Source organism: Micromonospora sp. NPDC007271 (assembly GCF_040634005.1).
In the GTDB taxonomy this organism is placed as follows: Bacteria; Actinomycetota; Actinomycetes; order Mycobacteriales; family Micromonosporaceae; genus Micromonospora.
On record NZ_JBEYER010000009.1, the window covers coordinates 24,406 to 47,868 of the forward strand.

The window sequence follows — 23,463 nt, forward strand, 5'->3', positions numbered from 1 at the left end:
CGCCCGGACCGACCGGGCGTTCCGAGATGGGCCGGCCGGCACGTGTGCGGCCGGCCGCCACGGGTACCCGGGTGCCGACCAGGGGAGGCGCCGATGACGCACGAGGCACCGGACTACTTCCGGCCGGAGCACGGGATGGTGCTCACCCACCTGCTGATCGTGCGGGATGTGGACCGGTCCCGCGAGTTCTACCGGCAGGTGTTGGGCGCCACCGTGATCCGCGAACGCGAGCCGGCGATCCTCCGCCTCCACAACGGCTACCTGGTGATCAACAACGAGGGCGGCCCCACCGACGACAAGCCGACCGTACGGGCACAGGCGCCGGCGGACCCGGATTCGCTCAGCTGCGCGCTGAACATCCGGGTCACCGACGTGCGGGCCGTCTACGAGGAGTGGCGCTCCCGCGGTGGGCAGTTCCTCACCGAGCCGAAGGACCACGGGGTCGAGATCCGCTGCTACCTGCGCGATCCGGACGGCTACCTGATCGAGCTCGGGCAGGCGACCGGGATCCTCGCCCAGATGGCGGGCACGCCCGCCGGCTGACCTGTCCCGGCGCCGCCGGGCCGCGGGCGAGCAGGTCGGACACGGCCGAGGCGGCCTCCGGGTGCACCAGGGGCAGCCCCGTGGGGGACGGTTCGCTCGGGACCGGCCCCGAGCGGGGTCAGACGCGCCCGGCCAGGCCGCGTACGCGCACCAGGCCGGGCACCGTGGTCCGGCCGAGCAGTTCGCCCGTGGCCGGATCGTGCCAGCTCACCGCGTCGGTCTGGCCCACGTGAAGGCGCGTGCCGTCGGGGCTCGCCACGAGGCCGGTGACGGGTTCGCGGACCGACCAGGCGGCCCCGGCATCGAGGCGGTCGATGTCCACGGTGCGTACCGTCGTGCCGGCGCCGACGAAGAGTCGGCTGCGGTCGGCGGCGGCGTGGCCGGTGCCGGTGGTGCCCGGGGCCAGGGTGGCCGTCCGGCGCACCACGAGCTCCTCCGTGGAGATCTCCGCGACGGTGCCCGACGTGACGTCCACGACGTGGAGCAGCCTGCCGTCCGGGCTGATCGCCAGGGCGTGTCCGCTCGCGGCCGCCTCCCCGAACGGGTGCGGCAGGTCGACGCAGTACGCCCAGCGGTCGACGAGATTCAGGGTGTGGACGAACGCGTGGGCGTTGCCCGGCCGCCCGCTGACCAGGTCGCGGGTGTGCTGGTGGCCAGGCTGATGGGTGTAGAGCGTGTAGAGGGTCGTGCGATCCGGCGCGAGCACGGCCTGGCGCCCGTCGCCGCGCATCTCCTCCTCGGCACCGGGCGGGACCGGTGTCTTGGTCCGGGTGTTCAGCGGGCCGGGCGTCCGCGTGGCCAGGTCGAGGACGCGGACCCGGTAGCGGTCCGGCGCCCGGGCCGGGAGCCACTCGAGGACGAACAACCCGGCGAGGTCTCCGGTGAACGCCTCCGGCACGAAGTTGCCCCGCAGCTCGAACCGGTGCCGGACCCCGGTCACGTCGGCGATCAGCACCGGGGTCGTGTCCCGCCCGGCCGGGCGTCCGCTGGTGGCGCTCTCGGCGTTCGACGTGAGCGCCACCCGCGTACCGTCGGTCGAGACCGCCTGCGGCAGCCAGTGCCCGGGCAGGGTGACCCGGGCGGAGGCGTGGCCCGTGGCGGTGTCGATCCGCCAGCAGACGGTGTCCGCGCCCTCGGGTGCGGTCGCGTAGACCGCTCGCCCGTCGGCGGTGGCGACGGAGTGCGGGATCGTCAGCCGGTCGCCGCCGCGCAGCACGCCGAGCCCGCCGTCCAGCTCGACGAGGAGTGCGTCGGGGACCGTGTCGGCCGGCGCCGGCCGCCGGCTCCGGAGTGGATCGCAGCCGGTCAGCGCCGCGGCGCCGGCACCGGCGAGCACGGCCATCACGGTGCGCCGGGAGGTCCTCGTTTCTGCCATCATGCCCCGATGACACCGCCGCGTCGGCCGGGGTTCCGCCGGCGATGGAACCGGGGTGGCGTGGCCGGTGTCATGAGTTCGTCCCCACCGGAGGTTGCCCTGGACGACGAAGAACTGGTCGCCCGCGCCCGGGCAGGTGACCTGGAGGCGTACGAACTCCTGGTCGCCCGGCACACCGCGTCCGCGTACCGGACGGCGGTGCTGCTCGGTGCGGGCCCGGACGCGGAGGACGTGATCCAGGAGGCGTTCGTGAAGGGATACCGCAACCTCTCCCGCTATCGCGGCGAGTCCTCCTTCCGCTCCTGGCTGCTGGCGATCGTCGGCAACGAGACCCGCAACCTGCACCGGTCGCGCAGCCGGCGGGACGGGCTGGTCCTGCGCGCGGCGGCGGCCGACCCGGCGTCGGAGGTCACCGGGGACACCGCGGTCGAGACCGTTCTCGCCGGGGAGCGCCGCGAGGCGCTGGTACGGGCCCTGCGCCGGCTGCCGGTACGGGACCGCGAGGTGATCGTCTGCCGGTTCTTCCTCGACCTCAGCGAGGAGGAGACCGTGACGATGCTGGGCTGGCCCCGGGGCACCGTGAAGTCACGGACCGCACGGGCGCTGGCGAAGCTCCGCAGCCTGCTCGATCGCGAGGAGGTGCGGCGTGGATGACCTCGAGCGGGAGCTGAGCGACCTCGCCGGCTGGCTGCAGACCCCTGACCCGCCCGACGTGGCCGCTCAGGTACGGGCCCGCCTCACCGCACCCGTGCGTCGGCGACGCCGGTGGCGCTACCTCGTCGCGGTGCTCGTGGCCCTGCTCGTGGCGTTGCTGCCGCCGGGGCGGGCGGCGATCGCCGACGCGGTGGCGGGGCTGCTGCGCTTCGCCGGGATCACCGTCGCCACGTCGGCCGAGCCGGCCCTGCCCACCGGCACGCCGGCACCGTTGCCGGCCCAGCGACCTGCCGGCCTGGCCGAGGCGCAGCGGCAGGTGCGCTTCCCGATCCGGCTCCCGGCGACGCTGGGCCCGCCCGAGCAGGTGCTCGTCGCCGACCCCGACCCGACCGGCACCTGCCGGGTGGCCACCCTGGTGTACCGCGGGGGAGCGCTGCGTCTCGACGCCTTCGACGGCCGTCTCGATCCGGCCTTCCACAAGCAGGCCGGCGGGCCGGGGGTGGAGTGGGTCCAGGTCGGCGGTGACTTCGCCATCTGGGTCGGCGGCCCGCACACGGTGGCCTACGTGGACCGGACCGGCGCGCTGCGGGTGGAGACCGCCCGGCTCGCCGCCTCGACCCTGATCTGGCAGGAGGCCGGCGTGACCTACCGGCTCGAGGGCGATCTCAGCAGAGACGAGGCGATCGAGGTCGCGAACTCGCTGAATTAGGCGGTACGACAACGCCCCGCCCCAGGCCCTTGTCGGCGACGTCCGGTCGCGGAACCCGGAGCGCCCGGCCGGTGTCCTGAAGGTGGGAAGGCACGAGCCGGGCGGCACGCCGGGCAGGGAGGTGCGCGATGGGTACCTGGGGCAGGGTGTTGCTCGGCACGGCGGTCCTCGCGGCGGGGTGCACCACGACCACCCCGTCCGCGAGGCCGGCCAGCACCGACGGCACGAGCGGGGCGGTACCCGCGGCGACCGGCTGTGCGTCGCGGGTCGAGACGGGCACCCTGCCCGACTTCGCGGACGCCGGCTTCAGCGCGTTGGCCCGGATCCCGCACGTCCTCGGCGCGAAGGGCGAGATCGTCGCGGTGCTCTTCGGGTACCCCCTGACCTGGGACCGGAAGGACGGCGTCAACAACAAGATCCTCTGGGTCGCCCGTCCCGCCCGCACGGCGTCCGACCCGGCGTCGCCGGCCGACCTGACGATCACCGCGACCCTCGACGGCACCGACACCCGGGTCACCCGTGAGGTGGCCGGCGGGCCGGGCCCGTCGATCATCGACCTGCCGCGGGCGGGCTGCTGGCACCTCGACCTGCGCTGGTCCGGGCGTACCGACACAATGGATCTCGTCTACGCCGACGGCCGAGCCGCGACGGGCGGGGCCGGCCCCGGCAGGTGACGGACGGGGTCGAGCGGTCGCGCCCGAAGTGGCGCCCCGCTCACCCGGCGGGAATGCGGATCAGCACGGCCGCGGCCATCGCCAGACCGGTGAGGCAGGCGAGCCCGGCGACGACGGCCAGCCGACCCGGCCACGGCGGGACGGGCCGCAGCGGACCCGCCAGGCGACGACGCAGCGCCCCGGCGCGGCCGGCGGCGGCGATGACCAGCACGCCCAGCGGTGGGGTCACCACGAGCCAGGCCCAGTCGCCGAGGAGCGGCGTGAGCAGGCGTACGCCGCCGGCGCCGGCCACCAGGACCGCGGCCGTGGTACGCCGCCAGGCCAGCAGGGTGCGCTCGACCTGCAGGCCGCCGTCGCCACCCGTGGTCTGCCCGGGGACGGGCCGGGCCGGCCGCCGCGGCACCGGCCACCGGCTCGAGGCGCCGCCGGTCACCGGAGGAGGCCGATCAGGACGAGGACGCCCACCACGGCCAGGGCCACGCCGAGCGGCAGGGCCAGTGCCGGCGGGGGCAGGCTCCGACCGAGCCGCAGGGCGGCCTCCGTGCGGAGCCAGCCGATCCAGGCCTGGACCGGCGCCGCGGCGCCGAGCACGATCAGGACGACGGCCGCGGCCCGGCGCAGCCCGGGCGCGACGGGCAGGTTCAGCGCCTCCAGCGCGATGCCGGCCGCGAAGAGCGCCAACGAGGTACGGATCCAGGCCAGGAAGGTCCGCTCGTTGGCGAGGCTGAACCGGGGATCCGGATCCTCGCCCCGGTCGAAGACCCGGGCCGGCCAGCGACGGGGCGCCTCCGGTGCCGGGGAGCTGCTGCTGTCGGTGTCGACTACCACAGGGCGGTCACTCCCTTTCCGACGGCGGTGAGGCTGCCGATGAGCGCCAGCGCGGTGACCCACCGGCGGGCCCGCTCCGCCGGCAGCCAGCGGGACAGCAGCTGGCCGGCGGCGATGCCGACGGCCATCGCGGCGACGCAGGACAGCAGCAGCGGCCCGGACAGGCCGGGCATGCCCTTGGCGGCCAGCGAGAGCAGGTTGGTCGCCAGCCCGACGACCTGCACGGTCGGCACGAAGCTGCGCTGTTCCCAGTTGGTGCTCAGGGCGTAGACCGCCAGGGGCGGGCCGCCGGTGCCGGCCGTGGTGTTGAAGAAGCCGGAGGTGAAGCCCGACAACAACGGCCCGCCCCGGCGGCGGAGGAACAACATCGGGTTGCCCCGGGCGACCCAGGCGACCGAGGCCGCGGTGATCGAGCCGACGCCGATGAGCAGCAGCGGGCCGGGCAGCGAGGTCACCACCCAGGCGCCGAGCGGGACGGCGGCCAGGACACCGAGGATCATTTCGACGGCCAGCCGCCCGTGCAGTGCCCGCGCGGTCGAGCACAGCACGACGACGTTGACCGCGGCGGAGAGCAGGTTCGCCAGCACGACGCCGGTGAACGGGCCGAGGATGATGACCAGGAAGGGCGCGGCGACCAGCGCGAAGCCGAGCCCGGTGGCGCGCTGCATGGTGGCCCCGAGCGCGACCGCCGCGACCGCGAGGACTCCGCCGAGTGAGGCCACCGGTCAGCGGGACACGGCGTCGTCCACCACGTCGCAGAGGCGGCGCAGCCGGTCGACGGAGATGGTCTGCAGGTCGCGGTCCATCGTCGGGCTGCCGACCACGGAGGCCCAGACCGCGCGGCCGGCCAGGAAGCCCGAGGCGCCGGCCTGGCAGGCGAGGCGGACCGCGCCGGGGAAGAGTTCGGCGGGTACGCCGGACGACAGCACCACCCACGCTCCGTCGATGGCCTCGGTGAGCTGCGCGCAGCCGGCGAGGATCTCGGCCGGGCTGCCCTGGCCGGCGGTGGGCACCTCGGCCTTGTAGAGGTCGGCGCCGAGCGAGCCGAGTTCCTTGGCGGCGGCGAGGATGCCCGCCTCGTGGTCGAAGGAGCCGCCGTCGCGGGGGCCCCGCGAGACGGGCTCGATGATGCTGACGAGCCCGCTCTCGCGGCACCGCCGTACGAAGTCGGTCACCAGCGCGATCCGGCCGGCCGGGTCCTCGTCGGGGCGCCACAGCACGAGCAGCTTCAGCGCCTTGGCGCCCTGGGCCCGTACGGTGGCCGGGTCGACCTCCTCGTCGATGGCGACGTCGGCGACGAACTCGGTGGCGCTGCCGGTGAACCGGTCGGCAGCGGCGATCAGCGCGCAGCCCGGGTCGACGGCCCGCTCGCCGATGATCGCGTCCCAGCCGAACTGCCGGTCGATGAGGATCGCCGAGGCGTACGGGCTGAGCGCCCGCGCGGCCGCGACCTTGAAGCGGGTGAGCTGCTCGTCGGTGACCGGTGCGCTCTGGTGGGCGGCGAACATCGCCCGTAGGGCCTCCCGCTGGTCGACGGCGAGCATGGCGTAGCCCCCGGAGGGGCGGGCCAGGGCGCTTGGCGGTACGGGCTCAACGGTCATCGGTACCTCCCCAGGTTCCCAAATGGTGTGCGGAACTTACCATGACACGGTAAAAAGTTAACAGCGACGGGTTGCTCTACACTCTCTGACGCGAACCCGGTGCGGGTTGCTATGCGGCAGGAGGGCCGGGAGCGGTGGAGTCGTCTCGTTACGAGAGCGCCCGTCGGCGCCGTACGGAGATCATGGCGGCGCTCCGGCGGGCCGGCTTCCTGTCGGTCGTGGACCTCAGCGCGCAGCTCGGCGTCTCGCAGATGACCGTGCGCCGTGACCTGCGTCAGCTCGCCGAGTCCAACGAGGTGCTCCTGGTGCACGGCGGGGTGAGCCTGCCGCCCGGCGGCGTGGCGGGCCCCGGCTACGCCACCCGCGCACAGAGTCACGCCGAGGCCAAGCTCGCCATCGGCCGGACGGCCGCGGGGCTGGTGCGGCCCGGCGACACCATCGGGATCGACAGTGGCACCACTGCCGCCGAGGTCGCCCACGCCCTCCCCGCGGAGTTCGACGGGTGCGTGGTCACCCACTCCGTACCCGTGCTGGCGCACATGCTCTCGCGGCCCCGGGCCCGGGTCATCGGCATCGGCGGTGAGCTGCTGCACGACAACCAGGCGATGGTCGGCTTCGCCGCCCTCGACCTGACCCGCCGCCTGCGGATCCGGACCCTGTTCCTGGGCGCCAGCGCGGTGGACGAGCGCGGGATCTACGTACGCTCGGAGATCGAGCTCAGCGCCAAGCACGCGTTGATGGAGATCGCCGACGAGATCGTCCTCGTGGTCGACGCGAGCAAGCTGACCTCGACCGCGCCGGTGCAGGTCAGCGAACTCGACCGGATCGACACCCTGGTCGTCGACGCGGCGTTGCCCGGCCCGCTCGCCGCCGCGGTGCGCCGCAACGGCATCCGCGTCGTCACCGTCTGACTCCCACCCGGGCGCCGCCACCTCCAGGGCGACCGCCCGCCCTCGCCGGACCACTCACCGGACCCACCCGGCCCGACCCCGGCTGGCCGGGTTCTGGCCTGCCGCCGGCCGGGCCGCCGGCTCGCGCGGGTGCGGTCACCAACTTCTTTGATCGCAGGATTGTTTCGAAGTCTTGACGGCTCCGTGAGCGACGGCTAGAACTGCATGCAGCTTTTCACAGATGTGAGAGAGGGCGCATGACACCCAGCGGAGACCTCCGGGACGTGGTGGAGCCGGTGAAGGCGGACGACGAGGCCCCGTCGCGGGACGCCGTGCGGCTGCCCGGGATCCCGGTCACCGACGTTCGCTGCCGGGTGTTCCGGGTCCGACCCACCGAGCCGATCGCGATGTCCTTCGCCCCGCTCACCCACCGGGTGATGGTGCTGGTGGAGGTCGAGCTGGCGGATGGTTCGACCGGCGTCGGCGAGAGCTGGGCGAACTACCCCGCCTGGGCCTGGCGGGAGCGCATCGCCACGATCAACGAGGGGATCGCGCCCCTGCTGCTCGGCACCGCGCCGACCGACCCCGCGAGCGCGCAGCGCGCCCTGATGGCCAAACTGGCGCCGCTGGGCCGCCAGTGGGGCGCACCGGGGCCGATCCACCAGGCCGTGAGCGCGGTGGACATCGCGCTGTGGGACCTGGCCGCCCGGCACGCCGGCCGCAACCTGGCGGCGTTGCTCACCGACCAGCCCCGCACCGAGCTGCCGGTCTACGGCTCCAGCCTCGGCCCCACCGGCGTCGCGGAGACCGCCGCGCAGTGTGCGGCGCTCGGCCTCACCGCGGTCAAGGTGAAGGTCGGCTTCGGCCGCGAGCGGGACCTGGACAACGTACGCACCGCTCAGGCCGTCCTGGGTGACCGGGTGCAGATCTTCGCCGACGCCAACCAGGCGTGGTCGCTGCCGGAGGCCCTGGCCATCGTGCCGGCGCTGGCCGACCTCGGCGTCGCGTGGCTGGAAGAGCCGCTGGCCGGCGACCGCCCGGACGAGCTGGACGAACTCGCCGCGCGTACCGGGATGCCGCTGGCCACCGGGGAGAACCTGTACGGCGCCGCCGCCTTCGCCCCCTACCTGGCGGCCGACGGCGTGGCCATCCTGCAGCCCGACCTGACCAAGGTCGGTGGCATCAGCGAGTACCTGACGGTGCTGCGGGCCGCCGAGGCGGCCGGCAAGACCGTCAACCCGCACCTGTACAACGGCGCGATCGCCACCGCCGTGACGGTGCAGGTGGCCGCGAGCAGCCCGGCGACCGCGCTGGTGGAGTGGGACGTGCGCTCCAACCCGCTGCGCCGGACCGCGGACGCTCTCCTCACCGACCACGGCACGGTGACCGTGCCCACCCGCCCCGGTCTCGGCATCGAACTCGATCCGGACCAGCTCGACCCGTACGAGGAGCAGCTGTCGTGAGCGATAACCCCATCGTCGACGAGGTCCTGGCCGCCGCGAGCGCGGTGCGGATCAACGGGCGGGCCCGCCCGGGCGGCGGCTCGCCGCTCGCCGTCGTCGACCCGTCCACCGCGGCGGCCTTCACCGAGGTCGGCACCGGTGGCCGCGCCGACGCCACCGACGCGCTCGCCGCGGCCACCAGCGCGCTGCCCGCCTGGGCCGCCACCCCGGTGCCGGCGCGGGTGGCCGCCCTACGGGCGATCGCCGACGACGTCGAGGCCCTGGCGGCCCGGCCCGAGTGGGCGGCGCTGATCACGCGGGAGAGCGGCAAGCGGCTGGCCGAGTCGACCGCCGAGCTGGGCCTGACCGTGACGTACTTCCGGGTCATGGCCGACCTCGCCGAACGGCAGGGGGAGCAGCGGCTCTCCGTCGTACCGGGGCACGAGCACCGGGTCACGGCGCGGCCGGTCGGCGTGGCGGTCGTGCTCACCCCGTGGAACTTCCCGGTCTCGATTCCCGCCCGCAAGATCGCGCCGGCGCTCGCCGCCGGGTGCCCGGTGCTGTTCAAACCCTCGGAGCTGGCTCCGCTGTCCTCGCTGGTGCTCGCCGCGCTGTGCGAGCGGCACCTGCCCGAGGGGGTGCTCAACACCGTCCTCGGCGCCCCGGCCGACGTGGTCGAGCCGTGGCTGTCGGCCCCGGCGGTCCGGGCGGTGTCGTTCACCGGGTCGACGCGGGTCGGCCGGCTGGTGGCCGCCCAGGCGGCGCCGCGCTTCCTGCGCACCGTCATGGAGCTCGGCGGCTGCGCGCCCTTCATCGTCCTGCCGGACGCCGACCCGCTGGCCGCCGCGCAGACGCTGCTCGTGGCCAAGTACCGCAACAACGGCCAGTCCTGCATCGCCGCCAACCAGATCCTGGTGGCGCGGGAGGTGGCCGCCGACTTCACCGAGGCCTTCACCGCGGCCACCCGCGCCCTGCGCGTCGGCGCGCCGACCGACCCGGCCACCGACGTGGGCCCGCTCGCCCCGGCCGGTGACCCGGCCCGGATGGCGGACCTGGTCGGCGAGGCGGTCGCCAGGGGCGCTCGCGCGGTGACCCCGGACGTCCCGGTGCCGGCCGCCGGTCACTACGCCACGCCGACCGTGCTCCTGGACGCGCCCGTCGACTGCCGGGCGATGACCGGCGAGATCTTCGGTCCGGTCGCCCCGGTGCACGTCTACGACCGCCTCGACGAGGCGCTGGCGCTGCACCACGCCACCGGCTACGGCCTGGCCGGATACGTGTGCGGCACCGACCTCGACGCCGCGCGCGCCGTGGCCGGCCGGCTGCACGCGGGCATCGTCGGGATCAACACGGGCACGCCGAACACCCCGTGGGTGCCCTTCGGTGGGCTCGCCGACTCCGGCATCGGCTACGAGGGCGGCCAGCCCGGGCTGGAGGCGTTCCAGACCTTCCTCAGCGTCGCGTCCCGACCGGTGGAGGCCTGAGCACCATGCGTCTGCTCATCGGTCAGACCGGCGCTCCGACGAGCGTCGTCAACGCGAGCCTGCGGGGCTTCCTGGAGGGCGCCACGGAACACGAGGTGCTCGCCCTCCGCGGGGGCCCGGACGGGCTGGTCGACGGCCGGTTCACCCCGGTCGGTCTCGCCGACGTCCCGGCCGAGTGCACCCGGCGCGGCGGGTCCTGGCTCGGCGCCGGCCGGCGGGCGGTCACCGGCGAGGACCTCGACACGGCGGTGCGGGTGCTGGCCGAGCGCGGCATCGACGGGGTCGCCCTGATCGGCGGCAACGGCACCATGGCGTTGCTGCGGGCCCTCACCGAGCGGGCCGCCGCGGCCGGGCTGCCGCTGTGCACCGTCGGCATTCCCAAGACCGTCGACAACGACCTGGTCGGCGTCGACCACTGCCCGGGCTACGGCTCCGCCGCCCGCTACCTGACGAGCGTGGTGCCGGACCTGGCCCGCGACCACGCGGCGATGCGGGCGATCGAGCCGGTACGCGTCGTGGAGACCCTCGGCCGTTCGGTGGGCTGGCTGGCCCTGGCCGCGACGTGGCACCGGGAGGACCCGGCGCACGCGCCGCACCTGGTGCTGCTGCCGGAGGTGCCCTTCGACCGGGCCGAGTTCCTGCGCCGGGTCGCGGAGGCCCTCGACGCCCACGGCCGCGCGTTCGTGGTGACCAGCGAGGGCGCCGCCCGCGAGCTGACCACCGAACCGTTCGACGCGGTCAACCACACCCGCATCCTGATGGGCGGCGTCGCCCGCAAGCTCGCCGAGCTGGTCACCGCCGAGTTGGGCGTGGTCGCCCGCGGCGAGGTCCTCGGCATGGTGCAACGCGCGGCCGGCGCCCTGGCCAGTGAGGTCGACCGGCACGAGGCGGCCGAGGCGGGCCGCCGGGCGGCGCGGCTGCTCGCGGACCGGGCGACCGGGGTCATGGTCGGCCTGCACCGCACCGGCAACACCCCCTACGAGGTCAGCTACGACCCGCTGCCCCTCGCGGAGGTCGCCGGCCAGGCCCGGCCGGTGCCCGAGCGGTGGCGGACCGACGACCCTGCCCACCTGGACGACTTCTATCAATGGCTCACCCCCCTGCTCGCCTGACTCACCCCTCATAGCGAAAGGCAGACACATGCGGCACAGGTACCTGAGCGCGGCGCTCGCCCTGGCCCTGATTGGCGGCCTCACCGCCGGCTGTGGTTCGGATTCCGCCAGCTCCACCAACGAGATCAACCTGATCATGTCCAACCACCCCTGGCAGCGCGCGATCGTACCGCTGATCGACGACTTCGAGAAGGAGTCCGGCGTCACGGTCAAGGTCCAGACGTTCGCCGAGCAGCAGATGCGCGACAAGGTGCAGTTGAACCTGCAGTCGCGCAGCTCCTCGATGGACGTGTTCATGACCCTGCCGTCCCGGGAGGGCCCCCAGTTTGCCAAGGCGAAGTACTACCAGCCGCTGGACGAGTACGTCGCGAAGGCGGGCGCGGACTACGACGCCGACGACTTCCCCGCCGCCGTCAAGGCCGGCATGACCGTCGACGACAAGATGGTCGCGGCGCCGATCAACGTCGAGGGCGTGGTGCTGTACTACCGCACCGACCTGTTCCAGCAGTACGGCATCACCCCGCCGAAGTCCCTGGACGAGCTGCCCTCGGTGGCCGCCGCGATCAAGCAGAAGTCCGGCAGCAAGATCACCCCGATCGCGCTGCGCGGGCAGTCCGCCGCCCTGCCGTTCACCTTCGGACCGTTCCTGCACTCGCAGGGCGTGGCCTGGACCAAGCCCGACGGCACCCCCAACTTCGACGACCCGAAGGCCGTCGACGCCATCGACCGCTACGCCACCCTGGCCCGCGAGTACGGCCCGCCCGGCGTGGTCAACAACACCTTCACCCAGTCCTCCGCGCTGTTCGCCGCCGGCCAGGCAGCCATGGAGCTGGAGTCGAGCAACGAGGTCAGCAGCGTGATCGACCCGAAGAACTCGAAGGTCGCCGAGCACGTCGGCGTGCTCGACTTCCCCGCCGGCACCGCCGGTTCCAAGACCACCGTCCTGTCCTGGGGGCTCGCCATCTCCTCGTTCTCCAAGAACAAGGACGCCGCGTGGAAGTTCGTCAACTGGGCGACCAGCGCCAAGACCCAGCTGGCCCTGACCAAGGCCGGCATCGCCCCGCCCCGCACGTCGGTGAGCGAGGACCCGGCGTACACCGCGACCCTGAACACCGACACGCTCAAGCAGTGGCACACCGCGCTGACCAACGCGCAGTCCAACGGGGACACCGAGGTCGGCCCGGTCGGCGTGGCGGCACCCGAGATGCGCAAGGTCATCGGCGACGCCGTGGGCAAGGTGATCCTGGGCCGGGCGAGCGCCCAGGACGCCGCCAAGGAGATCCAGACCGGCCTCACCCCGCTGCTGGCCAGGAACAGCGAGTAGGAGCCCCATGAGCACCGACACGATGACGACGGGCTCAGCCGTCTCCCGCCCTGCTCCGGCAGGGCGGGGGGCGCCCCGGCGCCGCCGGGCGACCGTGCACCCGGCGGCCCGGGGGATCTGGCCCTTCGTGGTGCCGGCGGCGGTCGTCACCGCCCTGCTGGTGCTGCTGCCGATGGCGTACACCGTCTGGCTGTCGGTGACCGACCGGCAGTCCGACGGCACGAACGGCGGCTTCCTCGGCTTCGACAACTACGCCAGGATGTTCGCCGACCCCGAGTTCTACAACGCCCTGCAGGTGACGCTGGTCCTCTTCGTGGTCTGCCTCGCCGTGGAGACCCTGCTCGGGCTCGCCCTCGGCTACGTGATGAGCCTCGACGTGCCCGGCCGGAACATCTTCCAGGGCATGATGCTCATCCCGGCGATCACCGCGTCGGTCGCGGTCGGCCTGCTCTGGCTGCTGATCATGGATCCCTCGCTGGGCGCGGCCAACGAACTGCTCGGTCTCGTCGGGATCGACCCGGTGGTGTGGCTCGGCGACCCCGCGGTCGCACCCTGGTCGATCGCGCTCGTGGACATCTGGCAGTGGACGCCGTTCATGGCCCTGATCATCTCCGCCGGGATCAGGTCGCTGCCCGAGGAGCCCTTCGAGGCGGCGGCGATCGACGGGGCCAGCGGCTGGCGTACCGCGTGGAACATCGGCCTGCCGCTGCTGCGGCCCGTGCTCACCGTCGCGATGCTGCTGCGCACCGTCGACCTGGTCCGGTTCTTCGACACCATCTACATCATGACCCAGGGCGGGCCGGTCAACGCCACCAACACCCTGAACGTGTACGGCTACAACGAGGCCTTCATCAACCAGGAACCGAGCTACGCGGCGACGCTGCAGATCTCGCTGCTGGTGCTGGTCGTCCTCATCGCTGGCGCGTTCACGCTGCTGCGAAGGAGGGCCGCGCGATGACCGCGCGCAAGCGTCTGGTCGGCGTCTACGTCGCGTACGTGCTGTTCGCCGTGGTCTTCTTCGGGCCGGTGCTGTTCATGCTCTGGTCGTCGCTGCGCCGCAACGTCGACATCACCGGCTCCATGTTCGACCTCGCGTCACCGCTCACCCTGGAGAACTTCCGCAACCTGTTCGCCCGGTTCGAGTTCGGCCGCTACATCGCCAACAGCTTCATCGTCGCCGGCGGGTCCACCCTGCTCGGCCTGGTGCTCGGCGCCCCCGCCGCGTACGTGGTGGTGCGGCGGCAACTCGCCGCGCTGGGCTTCGTCACCCTGCTCGCCCGGATGGCGCCGGGCGTGCTGTTCGTGCTGCCGCTGTTCGTCCTCTCCATCAACATCGGCGCTCCCTCCAACACCCCGCTGAACTACGCCCTGCTCATCGTGGCGCACCTGATCGTCACCCTGCCGCTGTGCATCTGGCTGCTGATCCCGTTCTTCGAGGAGATCCCGATCAGCATCGAGGAGTCGACGCTGATCGACGGGGCGACCACCTGGCAGCGGTTCCGCACCGTCGTGCTGCCCCTCGCCCTGCCGGGGATCTCGGTGGCGCTCACCTTCAGCTTCGTCTTCTCCTGGAACTACTTCCTGTTCGCGCTGGCGCTCGCCAACGACCAGACCCTGCCGTTGACCGTCATCGCCTTCAACTTCATCGGCCAGGGCTCCAACGACTTCGGTGGCCTGATGGCCGCCAGTGCCCTCATCTCAGCGCCCGCCCTGCTGCTGACCATCTTCGCGCAGCGCTGGCTGGTGCGTGGAATCACCGGAGGTGCCGTCAAGTGACGACGTCCACCAGCGTCCGTGCCCGCTTCCTCGGGGCCGGACAGATCACCTTCGACAAGGCCACCCTCGGCCCGGTCGCCGACGGCCACGTCCGCGTACGCGTCGACGTCTGCGCCCTGTGCGGCTCCGACAAGCGGCTGCTGCAGTCGGGCTCCCCGGTGGTACCCGGGCACGAGATCGCCGGCACGGTCGTCGACGTCGGCGCCGGCGTCACCACCCCCACCGGCACCCGGGGCATCGTCTACATCCCGGTCTACTGCGGCACCTGCCGTCGCTGTGTCGCCGGGCGTACCAACCAGTGCCTGAACCTGCGGGAGCTGATCGGCTGGCAGCGCGACGGCGGCTTCGCCGAGCACGTCGACGTGCCCGCCCGGTGCCTGCTCCCGGTGCCCGACGACGTGCCGCTGACCACGGCGGTGCTCGGCCTGGACACCGTCGGCACCGCCGCGCACGCCCTGCGCCTGTGGCAGCGGATCCAGCCCGACGGGGTGGACCGGGCGCTCGTCATCGGCGCCGGCCCGCTCGGCCTCGGGGTGATCTCCGTGGCCGGCGCGTTCGGCATCACCGCGGTCGAGGCGTACGACCCCCACGACGGCCGGCTGGCCACCGCCGTCGAGCTCGGCGCCCGGGCCGCGGCCGACCTGGAGAGCGAGAACCAGTACGACCTCGTGGTCGAGGTCAGCGGTGCCGCGGCGGCCCGGGAGGCCGCGCAGCGGGTGGTCGCCCCGGGCGGCGCGGTGATCGCCCTGGGCGAGTCGAACGCGCCGTACACGATGCCGGCGACGCCCCGGTGGCGGCGTACCGACTGCTTCACCGTGCGTTCGTTCTACTTCCCGACGGACGAGGTGGCGGCGAACTGGGACCTGCTGCGCGCGCACGGCGTCGCCCTGCGGGACCGCCTCACCGTGCCGCTGACCCTGGACGCGCTGCCCGACGCCTTCGCCCGCTTCGTCGCCGGCGACTACCTCAAGCCCTGCATCGTCTCGGAGGACGCCCGATGAACCACCGGCAGCACCTGCTCATCCTCGCCGTCGATCAGCGGCCCTGGCTCACCCAGGCGCTCTACGGCCACACCGGCACCGCGACCGTCGAGCAGCGGGCGGCGATCTGCGACGGCAAGCACATGGTGCTGGAGGGGCTCGTCGCCGCGCTCGCCGAGGAGCCCCGGCTGGCCCGGTACGCCGGCATCCTCGTCGACGCGACGCTCGGCGCCGGGGTCGCCGAGCGGGCCCGCGCCAGCGGCGTGACCGTGAGCATGCCCCTGGAACGCGGCGGCTGCGAGATCTACGAGTCCGAACCGGACGACCTCAAGTCCTACCTGGATCATCACCACCCCGAGCTGCCCAAGGTGCTGGTGCGCTACAACGTCGAGGGCGACACCGAGGGCAACCGGGTGCAGCGCGAGCGCCTCGCCGAGGTCGCCACCGCGGTACGCGAGTCCGGTGGCCGGTTCCTGTTCGAACTGCTCGTCCCGCCCACGCCCGCACAGCTCGACGCGGTCGGCGGCGACCCGGAACGGTTCAACCGGGAGCTGCGCCCCACCCTCGTGCACCGCGCCATGGTGGAGCTGCTCGACGAGGTGCCGGTCGACGTCTGGAAGCTGGAGCACCTCCAACAGCCGGAGCACTACCGCACGGCTGTGCGGATCGCCGCCGAGGCGGGCGGGGAGTGCATCCTGCTCGGTGCCAACGCGCCCGCGGAGCGGGTCGAGAACTGGCTGGCCGACGCGGCGGGCGCCGGATTCACCGGCTTCGCTGTCGGACGTAGCATCTGGTGGAACGCGTTCCGCGGGTTGCTCGCCGGGGACGTCGCCCGTCCCGACGCGGTGGCGGCGGTCGCCGCGAACTACCGCCGGTTCGCGGCGGCGTTCCTCGCCGCGGCACCCGAGGGGACGGAGCCGGCCGAGCGAGGAGTGCAGTGACTTCACCTACCATCCCGCCACCCGCGTCCATGTCGGTGCCGGCGCAGGAGACGGACCTCCAGACCGGCGAGCGGGTCGGCGAGCTGCTCTACCGGACGCTGCGCGACCGGATAATCTCCGGCGAGCTCCGGCCGGGTACCCGGCTGAGCGTGCCGGCGCTGGCCGAGGAGTTCCAGGTCAGCCGCAGCCCGGTCCGCGACGCGGTGATCCGGCTGGTGCAGGACGAACTGGCCCGCGAGACCATGAACCGCGGCGCGGTGGTCGCCCGGATCGAGGCCGACGAACTGGTCAGCCTCTACGAAGCCCGGGAGGCGCTGGAGTGGGCCGCCGCCCGGCTGGCCGCCGAGCGGTACACCCCCGCGTTGCGCCGACGCCTGCTCGCCCTGCTCACCGAGCACCGGCAGGTGGCCGAGGCGGGCGACTTCGCCCGCCACATCGAGCTCGACGCCGCGTTCCACAGCGAGATCCGGCAGGCGGCGCAGAGCCCGGTGCTGGCCCGCATGCTGGACCGGGTCCAGGGCCGGGTGCTGATCGCGATGCGGTCCACCAGCCTGACCGGCGGCATGAAGCAGGCCGTCGCCGACCACCAGGCCATCTTCGAGGCCCTCGGCAGCGGCGACCCGGAGGCCGCCGGCGAGGCCGCCCGCGCGCACATCAGCCGACTCAAGGAGCTGCTCCGTGCCGCCCGTTGACACGGTGCCCGCCGTCCGCTGCCACGGCCCCGGTGACGTACGCGTCGAGCACCTGCCGGTACGGCGTCCCGGCCCGGCCGAGGTGGCCCTCGCTCCGCTGGCCGTCGGCGTCTGCGGCACCGACGGCCACATCGTCGGCGGCAGCTTCCCCGCCGCGCGGCCGGTCGTGCTCGGGCACGAGATCTGCGCCCGGGTGGTCGAGACCGGCGCGGACGTCGACGCCCTGGCGCCCGGCGACCTCGTCACCGTCGAACCGCACGACTACTGCACCGCCTGCGCCTACTGCCGGCTGGGGCAGGAGCACCTCTGCGACGGCAAGCGCGGCTACGGCGTACGCCTCGACGGTGGGATGACCGAACGGATGGTGGTGCCGGCGCGGATCGCCTACCGGCTCCCGCCGGGGACGCCCCCGTGGATCGGCGCGCTCACCGAACCGCTCGCGTGTTGCCTCCACGGCATGGACCAGCTCGCGCCCCGTTCCGGCCTGCCCGTGCTGATCTACGGCGCGGGCCCGGCGGGCGCGATGATGGTGGCGCTGTCCCGCACCCGCGGGCTCGGCCCGATCGTCGTGCTGGATCCCCGCCCGGACCGGCGCGAGCTGGCCCTGCGGATGGGCGCCGACGCCGCCTTCGACCCCGGTGACGAGGCGAGCGGCCCGGCGGCCCGGGCGCTGACCGACGGTCTCGGCTTCCCGCACGTGATCGACGCCGTCGGCTCGGCACGGGTGCTGGAGTCGGCGCTGACCATGGCCAGCCGGGGCGGCCGGATCCTGGTCTTCGGGGTCGCCCGCCCCGAGGACGAGGCGCGGGTACGTCCCAACGAGGTCTTCGCCCGGGAGCTGACGATCGTCGGTGCGGTGATCAACCCGTACACCCATCACCGCGCGGTGGGCATGCTGCCGGCCCTCGGCCTGGACCGCCTGCGCCCGGCGTTCTTTCCGCTCGACAAGGTGCCGGACGCCCTCGACGCCCAGCACGTGGGCCAGACGGACAAGGTGTTCATCGCCCCGCACGGCGTGGCGGCGGCCGGGCGGTAGCCCACGCACCGGTCCGCCTGCCGCCCGGCGCGGATTCCCGGCCCGGCCCACCGACTCGCCGGCCGTTCCAGGCTCCTTTCAGCCGACAGGGTGCAGGCTGGAGGTAGCCGGCCGCGTGGGAGCCGGGTCAGCCGTGGAGCGAAGACGCGATGAACTACCACCTGTTCGAGCTCATCAACACCGCAGCCGGGCGGAACGACCAGGTCGACGACGCGTTCGAGTGGATGGCCGTCTGGTTGATCTACGTGCTCGGTGCCGCCGCGGCGGTTCCCGTGCTGGGCGGGCTGCGGCACGCACGGGCGGCGGTGGTACGCGTCGCGGCGGTGCTCGGCGTGGCCTTCGTGACCGGGCAGGTGGTGGCGGCCTTCAGCACCGAGGTGCGGCCCTTCCAGAGCCACACCGTGCACCAGTTGATCCCGCACGATCCGGGGCCGTCACTGCCGAGCGATCACGCCACGGCGGCGTTCGCGGTGGCGTTCGCGGTCGGGGCGTTCTTGTCCTGGCGTTGGGGGGTCGCGCTGTCGGTGCTGGCCGTCTTCATCGGGTTTGCCCGCATCTGGACCGGTGTGCACTACCCGGCGGATGTTCTCGTCGGCGCGCTGATCGCCGCCGCCGCCGTCGGCGTCGTGAACGTCGGCGGGCGGGCGTACGACCGGTGGGCGCGGCGGCGCCCGCCGAGCGCCGCCACCGGCCACTGAATCAGCCGGGCGGCATGTTCCTTTTAGCCGGTTATGCCGCATATGAGGTTCAGTGCCGAGCTTGGCTCACTATGCTCCGAGGTGACATCCAGTACTCGACCCGGGACTCCTGGCGTGGTTCGTGCTGCTCGGGTCCGCACGCCACCAGGACGCCGACCACGGCGTCGCCCCAGGGTGCCTCCGGGCCTCGACCGCCGGAACCACGGAGAAGCGTGAGTCACGATGAACGACGCCGAAACCATGGTCCTGCCCCGGCTCGGGCCGGCGGAGACCAGCGTGGAGGACCCCTGGGGAGAAGGCCGGGGCGCCGCCCCCGGTCGTCCGCCGGCAGTCACCCCGGCCTGGCGGGTCGCCGCCTGGCTGGTGCCGGCGCTGATGATGGCCGCGGTCAGCGTGGCCCGGGCCGGGGGACCGGGTCCACGGGACGGGGAGGTCGCGGCATGGCGCGCGGCCACGTCGTCCTGGCACGGCCTCCTGCACTCGGGCGACGTCACCCTCGCCCCCTACCACCTGTTGATCCGGGCGTGCGCGGCGGCGTTCGGCGGCTCCGAACTCGCCCTACGCGGGCCGTCCGTGCTGGCCATGACGGCTGCGGCCGCCCTCGTCGCCGCCACGGCGAGCAGGCTCTTCGGGCCGGGCACCGGCCTCCTGGCCGGTACGATCTTCGCGCTGCTGCCGACCTCGGCACGGTACGCGCAGGAGGCCCAGCCGTACGCGTTGACCCTGCTCGCCGCGGTGCTCGCCACCTCGCTGCTCGTGCCGGCCACCGAGCGACCCACGCTGCGGCGCCTCGCCGCCTACGGTGGCTCGGTCGTGCTCCTCGGCCTGTGTCACGTCGTGGCGCTCCTGCTGCTCGTCGGCCACGGCTGGACCGTGCTCGCCTTCCGGCGCGGGGCGGCGGCAAGATGGCTGGCGGCCGCCGTCGCGGGCGGGCTGCCCGCGGCCGTGCTGCTCTGGTCGGCGTTGCGACACGGGGCACGGATCGGGCCGGTCGCCCACCCGGGCCTCCCGCTCCTGGCCGAGCTGCCCGGGCACCTGTTCGGCCGCACCGCGCTGGGGGCGGTGCTGCTCGGGCTGGCGCTGTTCAGCCTTCCGCTGCGTCACTCCGCTGCCATCTACACCGCGTGGGCGGCGGTGCCGCCGCTCGTGCTGCTGCTCCTGGCGCAGGCGGCGCCGATCTGGGAGCCGCGGTATCTGCTCTTCACGCTGCCGGCCTGGGCGACGCTCGGGGCGGTCGCCCTGGCCCGGTTGGCCGCCCGACCGCCCGCGGGCGCGCTGGCCGCGGTCGCGCTGATCGGCGCGCTGCTGCACGTCGCCCCACGGGAACCTGACCGACCTCAGCTCTCCGTCGGTCACCCGCCGGCAACCGTGCTCGCCGCCGGGCCATCCCGCGTCCACGACGGGCCTCCGGACCTCTGACCGGTCGTTGCGCTCGCGACATCCGCACTGCTCATCTCTGTTGCCCGCTCAACGTCAGCCACCGCCGATTCGTGGTGAGCAAGATCCAGACTCATGGGGGAAACGTGGCCGTCGCCGCCGAAACACGCCTGTCGCCAGCCAGGAAGAAGGGGCCGTCCCGCGCCGGTCCGCCGGTGGCCCCGTCGGCACGGCCGCCATCCGGCCAGCGCCCGGACCGCCGGCAACTCAACATCCGGGCTCGCCTCGCCTACGCGAGGTGCGGGGCGACCGCCGGACCGCTGGTCGCGCCCCGGCACCCGCAGGCGCCGGTCGAGTTCCGTCATGCCGCGTCGCCGGCGGCGCGCCTGATCCTGACCATGCTGGTCCTCGTCAACAGCGCGGCCGGGCTGCTGTTCATCGGCTGGCTGCTGCTGCCCGCGCACGTACCGGGGTCGGGCGTCATCGGGCTCGGCGACTGGCGGACGATGGCGGCCCGGCTCGGCTTCTGCGTGGTCGTCGGCGTCGAGCTGATCCGTCTGGCCCAGAACGTGGTGGTCTGGGTGTTCGCGTACCACGCCAAGGACCCGGTGCCGGTCGATCCGCCGGTCGGTCTGCGCGTGGCCCTGCTCACCACGATCGTGCCCAGCAAGGAACCGCTCGACGTCGTCGAACGGACCCTGCGCCGGCTGCGGCAGCTCGTGTACTGCGGGCGGGTCGACGTGTGGATCCTCGACGAGGGCGACGACCCGGCGGTGAAGGAGATGGCCGCGCGGCTCGGGGTGCGCCACTTCAGCCGCAAGGGCCGACCGGAGTACAACCAGCCCAGCGGCGAGTTCCGCGCCAGGACCAAGTCGGGCAACCACAACTCCTGGCGGGCCGAGCACGAGCAACGGTACGACGTGGTGGCCAACGTCGACCCGGATCACGTGCCCCTGCCCAACTTCCTCGAACGGACCCTCGGCTACTTCCGCGACCCGGACGTCGCCTTCGTGGTGACGCCGCAGGTCTACGGCAACATGCACCAGAACTTCGTCGCCCACGGCGCCTCGGTCCAGCAGTACCTCTACAACGGGCTCATCGCCCGGGGCGGGAACGGCCTGGACGCGCCGCTGCTCACCGGCACCGGCCACCTCTACCGGCCGGCGGCCTGGCGGAGCATCGGCGGCTACCAGGACTCGATCATCGAGGACCACCTGACCAGCATCCGGGTCCACGCCACCGTCAACCCGGAGACGGGCAACCAGTGGAAGGGCGTCTACACCCCCGACGTGGTCGCCATCGGCGAGGGGCCGACGTCCTGGGCGGACTACTTCAACCAGCAGAAGCGGTGGGCCGCCGGCATCTGCGAGATCCTGGTACGCCCCGAGCTGCGCGCGCCGCGGGCACTGCGCTCACGGCGCCGCTGGCAGTACCGCCTGTTGCAGTTCTACTACCCGAGTGTGGCGGTCAGCCTGCTGCTGGGCAACGTCGCCACGGCGATGTACCTGCTCACCGGCGTCAGCACCGCGCAGCTCGACGTCACCGTGTGGTCGATGCTGTGGGGTTCGACCCTCTGCACCTGGTTCGTGCTGTGGCTCTGGCTGCGCCGGTTCAACATCGCCCCCCACGAACGGGAGGAGGTCGGCATGGTCGGGATGGCGCTGGCGTTGTTCGCCGGGCCCGTCTACGTGGCGGCCGGTGTCGGCGCGCTGCTGCGCCGGAAGCTCGGGTTCGTGGTGACGGCCAAGGGGAAGCTCCGCACCAGCGAGTCACTCGGCACCTTCCGGCTGCACCTCTGCTGGGCCGCCGTCGCCGCGGGCCTGCTCGGCGCGAGCTTCGTGCTGGGCAACGACTTCACCCTGTTGCGGGTGTGGCCGGTCCTGGCGCTGCTCACCGGTCTCGGCCCGCCGCTGATAGCGTTCGGGTCCAGTCTCCGGGCCCGACGGGAGCAACGCGACGAGGCGGCCGAAACGGCCCGCGCCGACAGCGACGAACGACCCGCGCCGACGGCACGGGTGGCGGCTGACGGGGGTGTGTCGTGGTGAGACTGACCTTCCCGCGGGTCGGGATGGTGTTGGTCGGTGTGCTGCTGCTGGCCTACGCCTTCGCCGTGGCGCCGGCCACCGTCTCCGGGGGCCGGAGGCATGCCGCGCCGGACCGGCCGGTGGTGCCCGAAGCGAACGCGATGGTCACGGCGGAGGCCGTGGCGCCGGCGGAGGCGGTGGCGCCGGCCGGGTCGAGCCCCTCGCCCCCACCCGCACCGCAGATCTTTCCGCCCGCCGGCAGAACGTTCATCGGGGTGATGACCGACAAGGGACCGCACGACTTCACCGCGCTGGACAGCTTCACGGCGGCCGCGAAGTACCAGCCGCAGGTGATGCTCTTCAGCGCGGGCTGGGCGGCCGATCAGTTCGACCGGAAGCTCTTCGACCGGATCAGCGACCGCGGCATGCTGCCGATGCTGGGCTGGGAGCCGTGGGACTACGAGGTGGACAAGGCGGCCCGGAGACAGAAGTTGACCGCGCGCGAGATCGACCGGGTCCGGTCGGCCCAGGCCCGCTTCCGGCTGTCCCGCATCACCCGCGGCGACTTCGACAGCTACCTGCGGACCTGGGCCGAAGGGGTCAAATCGCTCGGCTATCCCGTGGCCATCCGGTTCGCGCACGAGATGAACGGAGACTGGTACCCGTGGTGCGAGAAGGCCAACGGCAACCGGCCAGGCGACTACGTCAAGGCGTGGCGCCACGTACATGACCTGTTCCGGGCCGCCGGGGTCACCAACGTCATCTGGGTGTGGAGCCCGAACGCCCGGTGGAACAAGACGACGCCCCAGCTCGCCGGGTACTACCCCGGCGACGAGTACGTCGACTGGGTGGGGGTCACCGGCTACTACGGCACGGGCGCCTTCGAGCAGTACTGGTCCTTCGACTCGATCTTCAGCCCGACCATCAAGGAGATCCGGACCTTCACCAGCAGGCCGTTGGTCGTCACCGAGACCGGTGCCTCGGACGGCGGCGGACGCAAGGCCGAATGGATCAGGCAGACCCTGCGGGGCCTGCCCGCCCACAAGGACATCATCGGCCTCATCTGGTTCGAGGTGAACAAGGAACTGGACTGGCGCATCGTCAGTTCCCCCGGGGCGGCGGCGGCCTTCGCTCAGTCGGTCGCCGCCCCCCGGTACGACCTGCGCTGGTCGCCCGACATGGTTCCCCGCACCCGGCTCGACGAGTAGCTGGGCGCGGTGCCGGGCGACCGACGCAGGGTCAGGGAAGCGGCAGCTCACCGGGACGGGCGCCGGTAGCCCGGCCCCGGCGGCCCGCCGGGCGG

Annotated in this window: 24 protein-coding genes; 19 read left to right on the forward strand and 5 right to left on the reverse strand. The window is 73.3% G+C overall.

Translation table 11 applies throughout. The annotated features are described in order from the left end of the window. Positions 1–93: 93 nt before the first annotated feature. Positions 94–543 carry a VOC family protein gene (locus tag ABZ570_RS05365; protein ID WP_358057122.1) on the forward strand — a complete coding sequence of 150 codons (450 nt, stop codon included), beginning with the start codon at positions 94–96 and terminating at the stop codon, positions 541–543. A gap of 118 nt (positions 544–661) precedes the next feature. Here the strand turns inward: ABZ570_RS05365 and ABZ570_RS05370 are convergent, their stop codons facing one another. Then, positions 662–1,921: a hypothetical protein gene (locus tag ABZ570_RS05370; protein WP_358057125.1), complete on the reverse strand. Its 1,260-nt coding sequence runs from the start codon at positions 1,919–1,921 to the stop codon at positions 662–664. A gap of 69 nt (positions 1,922–1,990) precedes the next feature. Between ABZ570_RS05370 and ABZ570_RS05375 the strand changes: the two genes are divergently transcribed. The 3 genes from ABZ570_RS05375 to ABZ570_RS05385 all read left to right on the forward strand — a co-directional run bounded on the left by ABZ570_RS05375 (position 1,991) and on the right by ABZ570_RS05385 (position 3,955). Beyond that, positions 1,991–2,572 (forward strand): RNA polymerase sigma factor, encoded by a 582-nt coding sequence (locus ABZ570_RS05375; RefSeq protein WP_358057128.1) that lies wholly within the window; start codon positions 1,991–1,993, stop codon positions 2,570–2,572. After that, positions 2,565–3,281, forward strand: coding sequence for a hypothetical protein (locus tag ABZ570_RS05380; RefSeq protein ID WP_358057131.1), 717 nt, complete (start codon positions 2,565–2,567; stop codon positions 3,279–3,281). Before ABZ570_RS05375 ends, ABZ570_RS05380 begins: the two co-directional genes overlap by 8 nt. A 128-nt stretch (positions 3,282–3,409) precedes the next feature. Next, complete coding sequence (locus ABZ570_RS05385; RefSeq protein ID WP_358057134.1) at positions 3,410–3,955, forward strand: hypothetical protein; 546 nt, start codon at positions 3,410–3,412, stop codon at positions 3,953–3,955. Between the two features lie 40 nt (positions 3,956–3,995). Here ABZ570_RS05385 and ABZ570_RS05390 read toward each other — a convergent pair whose 3' ends face one another. The 4 genes from ABZ570_RS05390 to ABZ570_RS05405 are packed head-to-tail and all read right to left on the reverse strand — an operon-like array spanning position 3,996 to position 6,384. Beyond that, positions 3,996–4,388, reverse strand: coding sequence for a DUF202 domain-containing protein (locus ABZ570_RS05390; RefSeq protein ID WP_358057137.1), 393 nt, complete (start codon positions 4,386–4,388; stop codon positions 3,996–3,998). Further along, complete coding sequence (locus ABZ570_RS05395) at positions 4,385–4,783, reverse strand: DUF202 domain-containing protein (RefSeq protein WP_358057140.1); 399 nt, start codon at positions 4,781–4,783, stop codon at positions 4,385–4,387. Before ABZ570_RS05395 ends, ABZ570_RS05390 begins: the two co-directional genes overlap by 4 nt. Beyond that, positions 4,777–5,505: a sulfite exporter TauE/SafE family protein gene (locus tag ABZ570_RS05400; protein WP_358057143.1), complete on the reverse strand. Its 729-nt coding sequence runs from the start codon at positions 5,503–5,505 to the stop codon at positions 4,777–4,779. Before ABZ570_RS05400 ends, ABZ570_RS05395 begins: the two co-directional genes overlap by 7 nt. Before the next feature lie 3 nt (positions 5,506–5,508). Continuing rightward, positions 5,509–6,384, reverse strand: coding sequence for a hypothetical protein (locus ABZ570_RS05405; protein WP_358057146.1), 876 nt, complete (start codon positions 6,382–6,384; stop codon positions 5,509–5,511). 134 nt (positions 6,385–6,518) lie between these two features. Between ABZ570_RS05405 and ABZ570_RS05410 the strand changes: the two genes are divergently transcribed. The 15 genes from ABZ570_RS05410 to ABZ570_RS05480 all read left to right on the forward strand — a co-directional run bounded on the left by ABZ570_RS05410 (position 6,519) and on the right by ABZ570_RS05480 (position 23,368). Then, positions 6,519–7,295: a DeoR/GlpR family DNA-binding transcription regulator gene (locus tag ABZ570_RS05410; RefSeq protein WP_358057149.1), complete on the forward strand. Its 777-nt coding sequence runs from the start codon at positions 6,519–6,521 to the stop codon at positions 7,293–7,295. A gap of 236 nt (positions 7,296–7,531) precedes the next feature. Further along, the gene (locus tag ABZ570_RS05415) at positions 7,532–8,737 is read left to right on the forward strand and encodes a mandelate racemase/muconate lactonizing enzyme family protein (RefSeq protein ID WP_358057152.1); all 1,206 of its coding nucleotides are present in this window, start codon (positions 7,532–7,534) and stop codon (positions 8,735–8,737) included. Next, entirely contained in the window at positions 8,734–10,200 is a 1,467-nt protein-coding gene (locus tag ABZ570_RS05420; protein WP_358057155.1) for an aldehyde dehydrogenase family protein, read from the forward strand. Before ABZ570_RS05415 ends, ABZ570_RS05420 begins: the two co-directional genes overlap by 4 nt. 5 nt (positions 10,201–10,205) lie before the next feature. Next, positions 10,206–11,312 carry a diphosphate--fructose-6-phosphate 1-phosphotransferase gene (locus tag ABZ570_RS05425; protein WP_358057158.1) on the forward strand — a complete coding sequence of 369 codons (1,107 nt, stop codon included), beginning with the start codon at positions 10,206–10,208 and terminating at the stop codon, positions 11,310–11,312. A gap of 28 nt (positions 11,313–11,340) precedes the next feature. Next, on the forward strand, positions 11,341–12,636 hold the full coding sequence (locus ABZ570_RS05430; protein WP_358057161.1) for a sugar ABC transporter substrate-binding protein: 1,296 nt from the start codon (positions 11,341–11,343) through the stop codon (positions 12,634–12,636). Between the two features lie 7 nt (positions 12,637–12,643). Then, positions 12,644–13,594, forward strand: a complete 951-nt coding sequence (locus tag ABZ570_RS05435) for a sugar ABC transporter permease (protein WP_358057164.1) — start codon at positions 12,644–12,646, stop codon at positions 13,592–13,594. Continuing rightward, on the forward strand, positions 13,591–14,412 hold the full coding sequence (locus ABZ570_RS05440; RefSeq protein ID WP_358057167.1) for a carbohydrate ABC transporter permease: 822 nt from the start codon (positions 13,591–13,593) through the stop codon (positions 14,410–14,412). Before ABZ570_RS05435 ends, ABZ570_RS05440 begins: the two co-directional genes overlap by 4 nt. Further along, the gene (locus tag ABZ570_RS05445; protein ID WP_358057170.1) at positions 14,409–15,413 is read left to right on the forward strand and encodes an alcohol dehydrogenase catalytic domain-containing protein; all 1,005 of its coding nucleotides are present in this window, start codon (positions 14,409–14,411) and stop codon (positions 15,411–15,413) included. Before ABZ570_RS05440 ends, ABZ570_RS05445 begins: the two co-directional genes overlap by 4 nt. Continuing rightward, positions 15,410–16,333: a 2-deoxy-5-keto-D-gluconate 6-phosphate aldolase domain-containing protein gene (locus ABZ570_RS05450; RefSeq protein ID WP_358057173.1), complete on the forward strand. Its 924-nt coding sequence runs from the start codon at positions 15,410–15,412 to the stop codon at positions 16,331–16,333. Before ABZ570_RS05445 ends, ABZ570_RS05450 begins: the two co-directional genes overlap by 4 nt. Continuing rightward, positions 16,330–17,025, forward strand: a complete 696-nt coding sequence (locus tag ABZ570_RS05455) for a GntR family transcriptional regulator (protein ID WP_358057176.1) — start codon at positions 16,330–16,332, stop codon at positions 17,023–17,025. The genes ABZ570_RS05450 and ABZ570_RS05455 overlap by 4 nt, the downstream gene beginning before the upstream one ends. Further along, the gene (locus tag ABZ570_RS05460) at positions 17,012–18,061 is read left to right on the forward strand and encodes an alcohol dehydrogenase catalytic domain-containing protein (RefSeq protein WP_358057179.1); all 1,050 of its coding nucleotides are present in this window, start codon (positions 17,012–17,014) and stop codon (positions 18,059–18,061) included. Before ABZ570_RS05455 ends, ABZ570_RS05460 begins: the two co-directional genes overlap by 14 nt. A gap of 149 nt (positions 18,062–18,210) precedes the next feature. Continuing rightward, positions 18,211–18,759, forward strand: a complete 549-nt coding sequence (locus tag ABZ570_RS05465; protein WP_358057182.1) for a phosphatase PAP2 family protein — start codon at positions 18,211–18,213, stop codon at positions 18,757–18,759. Positions 18,760–18,981: 222 nt separating this feature from the next. Continuing rightward, positions 18,982–20,178: a glycosyltransferase family 39 protein gene (locus ABZ570_RS05470; protein ID WP_358057186.1), complete on the forward strand. Its 1,197-nt coding sequence runs from the start codon at positions 18,982–18,984 to the stop codon at positions 20,176–20,178. A 74-nt stretch (positions 20,179–20,252) separates the two neighbouring features. Continuing rightward, the gene (locus tag ABZ570_RS05475; RefSeq protein ID WP_358057189.1) at positions 20,253–22,181 is read left to right on the forward strand and encodes a glycosyltransferase family 2 protein; all 1,929 of its coding nucleotides are present in this window, start codon (positions 20,253–20,255) and stop codon (positions 22,179–22,181) included. Continuing rightward, the gene (locus ABZ570_RS05480) at positions 22,178–23,368 is read left to right on the forward strand and encodes a glycosyl hydrolase (RefSeq protein WP_358057192.1); all 1,191 of its coding nucleotides are present in this window, start codon (positions 22,178–22,180) and stop codon (positions 23,366–23,368) included. Before ABZ570_RS05475 ends, ABZ570_RS05480 begins: the two co-directional genes overlap by 4 nt. The last annotated feature ends 95 nt before the right edge of the window (positions 23,369–23,463 follow it).

Excerpts from the sequence above, each read along its gene's own strand:
- ABZ570_RS05405 (WP_358057146.1), bottom strand. The coding sequence starts at position 6,384 with ATGACCGTTGAGCCCGTACCGCCAAGCGCCCTGGCCCGCCCCTCCGGG.
- ABZ570_RS05425 (WP_358057158.1), top strand. The coding sequence starts at position 10,206 with ATGCGTCTGCTCATCGGTCAGACCGGCGCTCCGACGAGCGTCGTCAAC.
- ABZ570_RS05450 (WP_358057173.1), top strand. The coding sequence starts at position 15,410 with ATGAACCACCGGCAGCACCTGCTCATCCTCGCCGTCGATCAGCGGCCC.
- ABZ570_RS05435 (WP_358057164.1), top strand. The coding sequence starts at position 12,644 with ATGAGCACCGACACGATGACGACGGGCTCAGCCGTCTCCCGCCCTGCT.
- ABZ570_RS05465 (WP_358057182.1), top strand. The coding sequence starts at position 18,211 with ATGAACTACCACCTGTTCGAGCTCATCAACACCGCAGCCGGGCGGAAC.
- ABZ570_RS05385 (WP_358057134.1), top strand. The coding sequence starts at position 3,410 with ATGGGTACCTGGGGCAGGGTGTTGCTCGGCACGGCGGTCCTCGCGGCG.
- ABZ570_RS05375 (WP_358057128.1), top strand. The coding sequence starts at position 1,991 with ATGAGTTCGTCCCCACCGGAGGTTGCCCTGGACGACGAAGAACTGGTC.
- ABZ570_RS05430 (WP_358057161.1), top strand. The coding sequence starts at position 11,341 with ATGCGGCACAGGTACCTGAGCGCGGCGCTCGCCCTGGCCCTGATTGGC.
- ABZ570_RS05440 (WP_358057167.1), top strand. The coding sequence starts at position 13,591 with ATGACCGCGCGCAAGCGTCTGGTCGGCGTCTACGTCGCGTACGTGCTG.
- ABZ570_RS05470 (WP_358057186.1), top strand. The coding sequence starts at position 18,982 with ATGAACGACGCCGAAACCATGGTCCTGCCCCGGCTCGGGCCGGCGGAG.
- ABZ570_RS05370 (WP_358057125.1), bottom strand. The coding sequence starts at position 1,921 with ATGATGGCAGAAACGAGGACCTCCCGGCGCACCGTGATGGCCGTGCTC.
- ABZ570_RS05415 (WP_358057152.1), top strand. The coding sequence starts at position 7,532 with ATGACACCCAGCGGAGACCTCCGGGACGTGGTGGAGCCGGTGAAGGCG.
- ABZ570_RS05365 (WP_358057122.1), top strand. The coding sequence starts at position 94 with ATGACGCACGAGGCACCGGACTACTTCCGGCCGGAGCACGGGATGGTG.